Here is a 12467-nt window from a genome sequence, read left to right on the forward strand (position 1 = left end):
GGTGTATATCCCATGAAAAACATATTAAAAGAACTCAATTTGTCGCAGCAACAAGCGGTAAAACACAATAGGGGACCAGCACTGGTAATTGCGGGTGCCGGGACAGGAAAGACAACCGTACTTACTTATAGAATCTGTTATCTTATTCAAAATGGTACAAACATAGACAATGTGTTGGCGGTAACATTTACGAATAAAGCAGCTAATGAAATCAAATCACGTGTACGGAAGCTTGTTAAACACGATAATTTTAAGTGGATTGGTACCTTTCACTCCATATGCTTAAAGATACTTCGGCAAGAAGCAGAATTAGTAGGTTTTGGTGCAAATTTTGTTATTTATGATTCTGCTGACCAGAGGGCTCTTATCAAGATTTGTTTGAAGGAGCTTGGGATTGAAGAAGCTCAGTATAAACCGCAAGCTGTTCAAGAGCACATATCTCGAGCTAAAAGCAGACTGATCTGGCCAGATGAATACCGCAGTAAACGATCGCAGGTTCGTGACGCAATAATTGCAAAAGTGTATACATTATACCAGAACAAGCTGCGTCAGTGTAATGCGCTTGATTTTGATGATCTTATTGCCTATACCGTAAAATTACTCATGGATAATCCCCGGACTTTGCAGAAGTATCAGAATATGTATAAACACGTATTAATTGATGAATATCAGGACACAAATTGCGCGCAACATAAGCTGGTCAAGTTGCTTTCTAAGCATAACGGTAATGTGTTTGCAGTCGGTGACGAAGATCAATCAATATATGGTTTCCGTGGTGCGGAAGTTGGTAATATTCTTGATTTTAAAAATAGTTTTACCAAGACTAAGCTCTATAAGTTAGAGCAAAATTATAGGTCGACACAAACGATTCTTCGGTGTGCAAACGGTTTAATTGGGCACAATTCTGAACGTATAGGAAAGACACTCTGGACAAAAAATGAGGTAGGGGACAAGATTATGCGAAACCATGCAGTGTCAGAGCATGAAGAAGTTGAGCTTATTGTCCAATCAATAAAAGAGCTATATAAGAAACGGCGATTTAGTCTTGGTGAAATGGTTGTTTTCTACAGGGTGCATGCACTTTCACGCATAATTGAAGAAGGCTTTAGACGGGCACGCATACCCTATGAAATAGTAGGCGGGGTAGGTTTTTATGGCAGAAAAGAAATAAAAGATATTCTTGCATATTTAAAGCTGGTCGTTTCTTCTTCTGATGATGTGAGTTTTTTAAGGGTAATAAATACACCTGTTCGCGGTATTGGGCAAGGTTCGGTAAAGATACTCGCTGAATACGCAAAAAATCACAAGATGTCATTATATGCAGCCGCGCATATTGTAGCAGAAATACCAAAAATCCCGACAAAAGCGAAAACCGCCTTTGAAGCATTTGTGAAAATGATTGAGAATCTGAGGCTCGAAAAAGAAGATATTAACGCCGGAGTGATGCTTAAAAAGATCATTGATGCATCGGGGTATGTCAAAGCGCTTAAAGAACAAAAAACAGCCGATGCACGTGCACGCATTGAAAACGTAAACGAACTTAAATCTGCAGCACTTGAGTTTGAAGAACGAAATGACATTAAGACAACAGAGAGATTCTTAGAAGAAATATCACTGTTTTCTGATATAGATTTTTTTCAAGAAGATGATGATAAAGTTACATTGATGACTATACATGCCGCTAAAGGGTTACAGTTTGGAGTTGTGTTCTTGGTTGGGATGGAGAAAGGTATATTCCCGTACGTGGGGAGCCAATACAATGGTGATGGAGAGCTTGAGGAAGAAAGACGCCTGTGTTATGTTGCGTTAACGAGAGCAAAAAAATTACTCTATATCTCTTCAGCACAGAATAGGTTGCTGTATGGTGCGAGATTAAATAATGAGATATCTCCGTTTCTCACTGAATTGCCACATCAGTTATTAGAAGAAGTATCGTTATTTAGGAAACTACAGTTCGATCCTGAAAAAGCAGATCATGATGTGCAGCCTTCAAAAGGCAAGATACGTGTTAACACGTCATATGCCGTTGGCGAAAAGGTGAAGCACCTGAAGTTTGGAAAAGGAAAGATAACAAAGATATACGGCCAAGGCGAAGATATGCGTCTTACGATACAGTTTACTAAACAACCCAGCCCGATGCTGCTCATGGCAAAATTTGCAAATCTATGCAGGGAGTAATATGACGGGCCAGGCTGCTATTCTTCCGGATCTACAGTTTACTATCCTCTGTGACAATGTTCTAAAGGATGAACGCGGTAAATTTTCTTTTCAGGGATTATTCGAAACAATCAGCGCAACGACATTTCCGTGCAGCCATGAAGTCATGTTTATTGCAAATAGGTGGTGTAATGGTTACGGCACATTTACTCAGCAGACACGCCTTGTAGCCCCCGATAATGATTCAATTATTGCGGAAGATGAACCGACGAGTTTTACTCTTACTAATACTGACAGCAGGCATACCGTCGTTGCAAAGTTTAACAATGTTATGTTTCAGGCGCAGGGAAAATACTGGTTTGAAATACGATTGAATGGTAATCCGATGATACGTTACCCGATGCATTTAATGAAGAAGTAATAGTGAAGAGACTAGAGCCTTTTCGTAATCTTGTGAAGACAAAAAAAACCCACCCCGATACATCGGGGTGGGTTTTTTATTTTATATTATGTTAAATCTAGAACCCATTTAAGTCTTCGTTAAATGAACTTCTGTTTTGTGTAGACTGAGCGTTTAATTTAGGTTCTGGAACAATCAATACCCTGGTAGTATCTCTGCCACCACCATGACGGCCAACGATGTCATTGATTGGCTTAAACATTTTGTCGCCATGAAGCGTGTCTTCGAGTTTACCTAATGCACCGTGTACCTTAAAGAAATAACCAACATCTTTGAAGAATTCATTTGAATCAATAATGTTTTGTAAACGACGAAGGACGCCTTCACGATATACAAGACCGTTGATTCTTCTTAAGATTCTTTTACATTCATTCCAGTCTCTTCTCACGTGATCATAACCAGCGTCATATACAAACACATCATCAATATTTAAAACAAGTGTTTTTAATTCGTTCATTACTGGCGAAAGATTTTTTGCTGTAGGTGTTCCCTCTGTTACTTCTGCATTGAGTTTCTGAGAAGCATCACGGAAAGAAATGAGCTGGGTTTTTAGAATGTCTTCGTTGTATCTGCCAGCATGTGATAATGATTCTACTTTACTAACTTCTTGTTGTGCGCTTGCTTCAAGCTGTCCACATAATTTTTGAAGCACGCCCATTTCATTACTATCGATGACTGCGTATGCTGGTACACTAAGACCAAACAGCACTGCACAAACCATTACCATAACCAGTAATGCACACTTTTTCATCTTATTTCCTCCTTAAGCTTTGCAGTTGTTAAAAATCTATTTAAACTATAACCGTATTTATTTCCGGTAAATTTACCAGAAGGCTATAGTAATGTCAAGAATTTTTTATGTAGGGTAGCGAAATATTATTACTTCGCTACCCTATACTTTAGTTATTAAAAAATCACTTGTATCCGGTGCAAGTATTTGGTAATCTCAAAAGGTTACGTTGCCACTATAAACTTTATAAATCGAAGGGGTGTTTATGAAGAATTTTGAAGTGAAGGATACACGAAATTTTGCGATTATATCACATGGGCATGCAGGTAAGACGACTCTTGCTGATGCACTTCTCTTCAATGCAGGGGTTACCTCACGTATAGGGAGTGTTGAGCAAGGTACTACAATATGTGATTTTGATGACGATGAGAAGCGGCGCCAGATCAGTATCAGCGCAAAACTCATAAATTATGAATGGAAGGGGAAAGTTAATTTTGGTATTGTGACCCCAGGATATACAGATTTCTTTGGTGATGTTATTAGTTCCCTTCATGCTGTTGATGGTGCAGTTATTGTTGTGTGCGGTGCCAATGGGGTTGAAGTGGGTACCCAAAAAGTATGGAAACAAGCAAATAAAAGAAACTTACCCCGGATGATCTTTATTAACAAACTTGATAAAGAGCACGCCAATTACATATCAACTGTTGACTCAATACGATCGATCTTTGGGGTCAATTGTGTACCGATTACTTTGCCTGTTGGGCTCAATGCGTCACTTTCAGATGTTGCGAACCTGTTTACCGGAACGAATATCGATAAACTCTCTGGTGATATTGCGGGAAAAGTAAATGAATATAAGGTGATGATTGAAGAAGCAGCAGCAGAATCTGATGACTCTCTTACTGAAAAATATCTTAATGAAGGGTCTTTAACACCTGAAGAACTGGTTCAGGGGTTGCGTAAAGGTTTGTGTCATAATACGATCGTTCCAATCTTCTGTGGTTCAGCAGAGAAGAACATCGGGGTAAAAGAACTTATGGACGGTATCAGTGAAGATATGCCTTCACCTGAAGATAGAGGCGAGATAGTGACAACTGAAGAAGACAAAACTATTAAACCAGATAAAAAGGCTCCGTTTAGTGCATTTGTCTTTAAGCATGTTGTTGATCCTCACGCGGGAAACCTTACCTATCTCAGAATTTATTCAGGTACTGTTGTGCCTAATACCGAGGTAGCTAATGTTACCAAAGGATCAAAAGAAAAGATCGGTAATATTCTCACCTTAAACGGTAAAGATACAAAACAAGTTGATAGCGCTTCTGCGGGTGATATTATTGTTGTGGCAAAGATGAAAAGCACCTCGTACAATAATACTCTTACTGATTCATCAAATAAAGTCGAGTTACCAAATATTGAGTTTGGAAAGCCGCTCGTTTCTTTGGCAGTACGACCAAAGGCAAAAGGTGACGAAGAAAAGATCGGTACAGGGCTTCACAAGATTACTGAAGAAGATCCGACCCTTATTCTTGCCCGGCATCCTGAGACAAAAGAGCTTGTTATATCTGGTATGGGTGATTTGCATATTGAAATCGCGTTTGATCGTCTTCGTAAACGCTATGGTGTGGAAATTGAGACCAGTGTTCCGAAAGTAGCCTATAAAGAAACGATCAAAAAAAATGCTGAAGGGCATTGTAAATATAAGAAACAGTCCGGTGGTAAAGGCCAGTACGGAGAAGTATACATAAAAATAGAACCGCTTGAAAAAGGTAAAGCTTTTGAGTTTGTTGATGCGATCGTTGGTGGTTCCATACCAAAAAATTATATCCCTGCGGTTGAAAAGGGAATTATTGGCGCGATGGGAGAAGGAGTTCTTTCAGGAAATAAAATGGTTGATGTTAAAGTAACGCTGTATGATGGCAGCTTTCATACTGTTGACTCATCAGAAATGGCGTTTAAAATTGCCGGATCAAAGGCCTTTAAAGAAGCATGTGAAAAAGCAAACCTTATTCTTCTTGAGCCTATCATGACAGTTGATGTATATGTCCCTGGTAAGTTTATGGGTGATATTTCAGGACTACTAAACTCAAAACGCGGTAGGATTATGGGAATGGACGATATCGGTGATATTAAAAAGATAACTGCCCAAGTTCCTATAGCTGAAATACATAAGTTTGCTACTGAGTTGCGGTCACTGACCGGTGGACAGGGTACTTATGAGATGGATTTCTCTCATTACGAAGAAGTGCCCGCACAAATTGCTCAGAAAGTAATCGAGTTATCGAAAAAAGAAGAAGAAGCACATGCACATGCACATGCACATGCAAAAGAGTAGCTTCGATACACATAAATACAGTTGATTTATACAGGTCTTGTATAGCGAGATTTGTGAGGAGGAAACATGAGTGGACACTCAAAGTGGTCATCGATAAAACACAAAAAAGCTGTGGTAGACGCGAAACGCGGAAAAGCTTTTAGTAAAGTGATAAAAGAAATTACAGTAGCGGCGAAAAATGGTGGAGGGGACCCTGATAAGAACCCAAAGCTTCGCATGTTAATAATAAAAGCAAAAGAAGTAAATATGCCTCAGGATAATATTGTCCGTGCTATTAAGAAAGGTACGGGTGAACTTCCCGGTGTTACTTATGAGGAGCAAACCTACGAAGGGTTTGGACCCGGTGGTGTTGCGATATTAGTTGATGTCTTAACGGATAATAAAAACCGTTCAGCGTCAGAACTTAGAATGCTTTTTTCGAAAAAGAACGGAAATATGGCCGGAGCGGGTTCTGTTAACTGGATGTTTAATAGAAAAGGATACGTTGAAGTTTCAAAATCTTCAGTCGATGAAGATAAGCTCTTTACTGTAGTAACTGAAGCTGGAGCGGAAGATTTTGTTGCTGAAGACGAGAATTATGAAATTACCGTGCCGGTAGATAACCTTGAAGATGTAAAAAAAGCTATAACTGATGCCGATATAGCAATAGAAGTAGCAGAAGTAACGCAAATTCCACAGAATCTTGTTAAAATTTCCGGGAAAGAAGCGAAGCAAGCGCTTGCGCTTGTTGAGGAGCTTGAAGATCACGAAGATGTGCAGGATGTATACGCAAACTTTGATATTGCTGAAGAAGATATGCCAGAAGATAGCATATAGCGTTTAGCGTATAGTTTAAATATTTTTAAATAAAATCTAAACGCTCCCCGCTAAGTGCTATACGCTATTTAGTCTAAAACGAGGGTTTTTAATGAGAATTATTGGTGTAGATCCGGGGACAAGGATTACCGGCTATGGTGTTATAGACGCCTCGAACTCACGTGTAGTATCTGTTGCATACGGTTGTGTAAAAAATTCTCCAAAGTTAACTCTTCCGCAATGTTTTTCAAAGATATTTAGAGAACTCACTCAGGTCATTGCCACGTTTAAACCCAATGTTTTTGCTATTGAGGACATTTTCTATTGCAAAAACGTCAGGTCAGCTGTTAAGCTGGGTGAAGCACGCGGTGTGGCGCTCCTAACGGCTGCTGAAGCGGGACTTGAAACATTTGAATATACTCCTCGAAAAGTAAAAATGTCGGTTGTCGGTAACGGTGGAGCGGAGAAAGCACAGGTGCAAAAGATGGTCCAGATGATTTTAGGGATTCATCAAGGTTTTGATTCTGAAGATGTTAGTGATGCGCTTGCGATTGCGATATGTCACGCGCACACCATACCGCTCAAACAAAGGGTATAAATACACATGATATCATATGTGAAAGGTATATTAATCGAATCCTCTCCGACACGTATTGTTGTAGATGTACAGGGGATAGGATATGAGATATTCATACCTCTTTCAAGTTACGAGAACCTTCCTGATCAGCAGAAAGAAACGAAAGTCTTCACGTATCAACATGTGAGAGAAGATGCTCTTGATCTCTATGGCTTTTTAACGATTGAAGAACGAGAAGTATTTAAAACGCTTTTAGGGGTAAACGGTATTGGCGCAAAGCTGGCAATGGGGATACTGAGCGGGATAGCTATTGATGATTTATGTGAAGCAATAGCCCAGAGTAATGTAAAGCGACTCTCATCAGTGCCTGGATTGGGAAAGAAAACAGCTGAACGCTTAGTGGTTGAGCTTAAAGACAAGATCGTCACTTTATCAAAAAGGAAAATTAGTGTTGGTCAGATAAAAACTATCGGTAATAAAATCTATGAAGATGTAACAGACGCGCTTGTTGCGCTTGGATATAAATCAAATGCCGCTGAAGAAGCTTTGCAGAAAGTTCTTAGTGAAAAAGGCACGAGCAAATTAAAAACTGAAGACCTCGTGCGAAAAGCATTGCAGTATGTGTCTTAATGGAGTCCTATGACAAACGAAATGGTTCATGATCAACATCCGATATCATCACTTGCAGAACGTGACCTGCAATACGAAGTTCCTTTAAGACCTGATTTGTTAGATGATTTTATCGGACAAGAAAAGATCAAAGAACGGCTTACGATATCTATTGAAGCCGCTGCGCAGCGAAATGAAGCGTTAGAACACACGCTTTTCTCAGGCCCACCGGGTCTGGGGAAAACGACACTTGCAAATATTGTTGCAAAAAAGGTCGGGGCAAACATAAAGACGACTTCCGGGCCAGCTATTGAAAAAGCAGGTGATCTGGCAGGGCTCTTGACCGGTCTTGAAAACGGTGACGTTCTCTTTATAGATGAAATTCATCGTCTTAATCATGTGGTAGAAGAGTATCTGTATCCGGCAATGGAAGATTTTGTACTTGATATTATGATCGATAAAGGGCCGGCAGCCCGGTCTGTACGGCTTAATTTGCCTCGATTTACGTTAATAGGTGCTACCACCCGAAGCGGCCTTCTTACATCTCCTTTACGATCACGATTCGGTATTGTTAACCGCCTTGATTATTATAATGAAAAAGCGATTAATGAAATCGTGAAACGATCAGCAAAAATACTTAATGTTGAAGTTGATGCCGAGGGATCACTTGAAATAGCAAAACGTTCACGAGGTACACCGAGAATTGCAAACTGTCTTCTTCGCCGTGTACGTGACTATGCGCAGATAAAGGCGGATAACTGGATAAACAAGGACGTTGCTGATCAGGCTCTCAATATGTTCGATATTGATGAGTTCGGCCTTGATGAGATGGATAAAAAGATCCTAACCACTATAATAGAGAAGTTTAGTGGCGGTCCGGTTGGTGTGAGCACTATTGCTACTGCTGTTGGTGAAGAGACTGGGACTATTGAGGAAGTATACGAACCATATCTTATTCAGCAAGGATATATCAAACGAACACCAAGCGGCAGAGTTATCACTCCACGTGCACAGAAATATTTCGGTAAAGGAAAGAAAATACAGGCACAAGACGAGCTCTTTTAATGTATGGAACTTAAAATAATCGGTAAATTACTCATTACAATAGGTTCAGTTGTTGTCCTTATCGGATTGCTATTTTTTTTCTTTCCTAAATTCTTTTCTTTCTTTGGTAAACTTCCCGGCGATATAGCAGTTCAAAATAAGAACTTCAGTTTCTATTTTCCCGTCACAACATGTATTATCATTAGTAGCATACTTACTTTAATCTTTTGGATCACCGGTAAAAAATGATGATGAAACTTCGTTTCCTTTCTTTATTTATTACAATATCTCTGGTTTTTTTAGAACCTGTTAACGCAGAGAAGATCGTGTCTCTTTCACGTCCCTTTACCATGAAGGTACTCGTGTTTGATCATTTAAAGAGGTTGGATATCCGTATACACGGAAAGTACGTTATCTTGGATAACAAAAAAAAGATTATTACGGCTGGGTTTAATCTTCAAAAAGGGAAGATAGTTTCGCGGCGGGATCGGTTCTATTTTAATGACCGTATGGTAAGTCAGGGTATGCTGACGATTGAGACCATTAAAGATGGATATATCATGATAAATAAGAAACCGTATTACGGTTCTTTAACATGTAAAGTGAGAGGTAAGGGGGGATTTAAAGTAATAAATAACGTATTGCTTGAAAAATATCTTGAGGGAGTACTCGCCGGTGAAACATTCGCGAAAACTCCGATTGAGGCATTAAAAACGCAGGCAGTAATTTCAAGGACATGTGCTCTTCACACTATGCTCAAAAAATCTGATAAAGAATATTATGTTACTAAAAAATTTCCTCAGATGTATGTAGCGCGCAATACGGTAGGGACACCGTTTGAAGAAGCGGTAAAAGGGACTCAAGGAAAAATTCTTACCGTGGAAGGTCGAGTTGTTCCAATCTATTTTTCTTCCTCATGCGGTGGGGTAACAGAGCATGATAGATATGTCTGGAAAACAAAGGAGTCAAATACTGTACGGGTAACGTGTCCCTATTGCAGGTATACGCCAGACTTTAGATGGAAATTAAATATGACATTAGGAGAATTTCGAAGACTACTCATGCGAAATAATAAGTCTATTGGGAAGGTATATGGTATAAACGTCAGCAAACGTGTTATTGGAACTGAACGTGCAGAAGTAATAACCATACGCCACTCAAAAGGGACATCAGAGGTAAAAGCAAACTGGCTACGTAAAAAAATAGGCCCGAACAAGCTCAAAAGCACCTACTTTGTCATGTCATTTAATGGTGACAGGCTAATATTCAACGGGAAAGGCTGGGGGCATGGAGTAGGGCTGTGTCAGTCAGGAGCACGTGAAATGGCATCTCGGGGAAAAACCGCACAAGAGATCCTATCGTTTTATTATCCCCACATGAGAGTTAAAAAGGTAGAGTAAATCGTTCTCATTTTGTCTTTGCGCTCTTAAAGAGGAGATTTTTTTCATGCTACACAATGTATCTAATTACGATTATGAACTGCCACAGAAATTGATCGCACAAGCGCCTGTCCCCGAAAGACATATGTCTCGATTAATGGTTTTGGATCGATCTCAAGAAAACATTACACATAAAACGTTTCGAGATGTTGTCCAGTATTTTAATCCAGGTGATTGTCTGGTTATCAATAACACAAAGGTTATCCCTGCTAGACTTTATGGTAAAAAGAGTACCGGGGCACAGATCGAAGTTCTTCTCTTAAAAAAGCGAGATGGAAATATCTGGGAAGTGATGATGAAACCCGCTAAAAGAATACCAGTTGGCGGAGAAATATTTTTTTCAGACTCCAGACCCCAGACCCCAGACTACAGACTAAAAGCCACAGTTCGAGAAGTGCTGTCAGATGGGAAGAGAATTGTTGAGTTCGATAACAACGTTTTGGAACACATACACGATATTGGGATTATGCCTCTCCCACCTTATATAAAGAGAGAAGTGGGGGATACACATTCTGAGTTTGATAAAGAACGGTATCAGACGGTGTATGCTAAAACCCCTGGTGCTGTAGCGGCGCCTACTGCAGGACTTCATTTTAGTGATGAGCTTCTTGAACAGTTACGTGTTAAAGGTGTGAATATTGTAACCGTTACACTTCATGTTGGGTATGGTACGTTTAAACCTGTTGAAGTTGACGATGTGCGTGATCATATAATGCACCATGAGTATTATGAAGTTACGGAAGATACTGCTCAAATTATTAACGAGACAAAGAAAAAGAGTCGAAGACTCATTGCGGTAGGTACTACATCGGTACGGACTCTTGAGACTGTTACAGATCAAGATGGGATCGTACGTGCTGGTAGCGGTGAAACGAACCTCTTTATATATCCTCCATATACATTTAAGGTAGTTGATGCTATTATAACAAACTTTCATTTACCGAGATCAACGCTTCTTATGATGATATCAGCGTTTGCGGGAAAAGAATTTTTGTTTAAAGCATATAATGAGGCAATTGAGAATAAGTATCGGTTTTATAGTTATGGGGATGCGATGTATATCGTATAGCGCATAGCGTATAGTAAAAAACTCACCGCGTAGGAGTCCCCGATAAATCGCGGCCACCTACGCGGTGTTAAACATGTTGAGTCGATATAATTGTAGAAGAAAAATATGGCTAAGACATTTGAATTAATTAAAAAAGATAAAGAGACCAATGCTCGGTTAGGGAAGGTGTTTACCGCTCATGGTGAAATTTCCACACCTAGTTTTATGCCCGTAGGTACTCAAGGTGTAGTAAAAGGTATGAGTCCTTTTGAAATGAAAGAAATTGGTGCCCAGATCATCCTGGGAAATACCTATCACCTGATGCTTCGACCGGGGATGGATATTATTAAAAAAGCCGGTGGCCTTCATTCGTTCATTGGATGGGATAAGCCGATTCTTACCGATAGCGGTGGCTTTCAGGTATTTAGCCTGGCTCATATCCGTAAGGTGACGCCCGAAGGGGTCAAGTTTCAGTCACATATTGATGGATCACCCCAGTTTCTCGGGCCCAAAGAAGCAATGGAAGTACAAACCATTCTTGGATCGGATATTATGATGTGTTTTGATGAATGCGTGTCGTATCCCTGTGAATACGATTATGCTTGCAATTCTCTTGACTTGACCTTAGAATGGGAAAAAATTTGTAAAAAATATCATACAAATAAAGATCAATTGCTCTTTGGAATTACGCAAGGTTCGGTATATAAGGATTTAAGGAAAAGATCTGCTGAAGCACTTGTTGATATTGGTTTTGATGGATATGCTGTTGGGGGACTGAGTGTTGGAGAGCCTGATGCTCTCCTGTATGAGACGTTAAACGATCAGCTTGAGTATTTACCGGTTGATTCTCCGCGATATCTTATGGGGTGTGGTACGCCAGAAAACCTGCTTACCTGTGTTGAAATGGGTGTTGATATGTTTGATTGTGTCATGCCTACACGTAACGGGCGTAACGGCACTGCATTTATCTCGCAGGGTAAAATCATAATTAAAAACAGTGAGTTTAAAGAGGATTTTTCTGGGCTTGACCCTGAATGTGATTGTGTTGTGTGTAAAAACTATTCACGAGCATATCTCAGACACTTGTTTATGTCCGGTGAAATACTGGGACTGCGGTTATTGTCCTATCACAATCTTTATTTTTATCAGAATCTTATGCGTAATATGAGAGAGGCGATCGAAAACGATTCGTTCAGCGCGTTTAAAAAATCTTTTTTACAAAAATTTAATCAACGTCAAAAAAAGGCACATAGTGTCAAACAAAAAAAGGAGTAAC

11 protein-coding genes are annotated in these 12467 nt (G+C 39.7%); 10 read left to right on the forward strand and 1 reads right to left on the reverse strand.

The window, feature by feature from the left end; translation table 11 throughout:
• Positions 1-12: 12 nt before the first annotated feature.
• A complete protein-coding gene (locus P9M13_04610) occupies positions 13-2178 on the forward strand; it encodes a UvrD-helicase domain-containing protein (protein ID MDP8262567.1) in 2166 nt (721 codons plus the stop codon).
• Position 2179: 1 nt separating this feature from the next.
• Positions 2180-2578: a hypothetical protein gene (locus tag P9M13_04615; GenBank protein MDP8262568.1), complete on the forward strand. Its 399-nt coding sequence runs from the start codon at positions 2180-2182 to the stop codon at positions 2576-2578.
• A 97-nt stretch (positions 2579-2675) separates the two neighbouring features.
• On the opposite strand, the gene P9M13_04620 is transcribed toward P9M13_04615, so the two are convergent.
• On the reverse strand, positions 2676-3368 hold the full coding sequence (locus P9M13_04620) for a hypothetical protein (GenBank protein MDP8262569.1): 693 nt from the start codon (positions 3366-3368) through the stop codon (positions 2676-2678).
• Between the two features lie 244 nt (positions 3369-3612).
• Here P9M13_04620 and fusA point away from each other — a divergent pair, with 244 nt between their 5' ends.
• From fusA to tgt, 8 genes are all read left to right on the forward strand, one after another.
• Positions 3613-5679, forward strand: a complete 2067-nt coding sequence (gene fusA, locus P9M13_04625; GenBank protein ID MDP8262570.1) for an elongation factor G — start codon at positions 3613-3615, stop codon at positions 5677-5679.
• 66 nt (positions 5680-5745) lie between these two features.
• Positions 5746-6495, forward strand: coding sequence for a YebC/PmpR family DNA-binding transcriptional regulator (locus tag P9M13_04630; protein ID MDP8262571.1), 750 nt, complete (start codon positions 5746-5748; stop codon positions 6493-6495).
• Between the two features lie 91 nt (positions 6496-6586).
• Positions 6587-7072 (forward strand): crossover junction endodeoxyribonuclease RuvC, encoded by a 486-nt coding sequence (ruvC, locus tag P9M13_04635; protein MDP8262572.1) that lies wholly within the window; start codon positions 6587-6589, stop codon positions 7070-7072.
• A gap of 6 nt (positions 7073-7078) precedes the next feature.
• Positions 7079-7681, forward strand: coding sequence for a Holliday junction branch migration protein RuvA (gene ruvA, locus P9M13_04640; protein ID MDP8262573.1), 603 nt, complete (start codon positions 7079-7081; stop codon positions 7679-7681).
• A gap of 9 nt (positions 7682-7690) precedes the next feature.
• Positions 7691-8725 carry a Holliday junction branch migration DNA helicase RuvB gene (ruvB, locus tag P9M13_04645; protein ID MDP8262574.1) on the forward strand — a complete coding sequence of 345 codons (1035 nt, stop codon included), beginning with the start codon at positions 7691-7693 and terminating at the stop codon, positions 8723-8725.
• Positions 8726-8949: 224 nt separating this feature from the next.
• Positions 8950-10104, forward strand: a complete 1155-nt coding sequence (locus P9M13_04650) for a SpoIID/LytB domain-containing protein (GenBank protein MDP8262575.1) — start codon at positions 8950-8952, stop codon at positions 10102-10104.
• 46 nt (positions 10105-10150) lie between these two features.
• Positions 10151-11212, forward strand: a complete 1062-nt coding sequence (queA, locus tag P9M13_04655; GenBank protein ID MDP8262576.1) for a tRNA preQ1(34) S-adenosylmethionine ribosyltransferase-isomerase QueA — start codon at positions 10151-10153, stop codon at positions 11210-11212.
• A 105-nt stretch (positions 11213-11317) separates the two neighbouring features.
• The gene (gene tgt, locus P9M13_04660) at positions 11318-12466 is read left to right on the forward strand and encodes a tRNA guanosine(34) transglycosylase Tgt (protein MDP8262577.1); all 1149 of its coding nucleotides are present in this window, start codon (positions 11318-11320) and stop codon (positions 12464-12466) included.
• The last annotated feature ends 1 nt before the right edge of the window (position 12467 follow it).

It is taken from the genome of Candidatus Ancaeobacter aquaticus (assembly GCA_030765405.1).
Lineage (GTDB): Bacteria > Auribacterota > Ancaeobacteria > Ancaeobacterales > Ancaeobacteraceae > Ancaeobacter > Ancaeobacter aquaticus.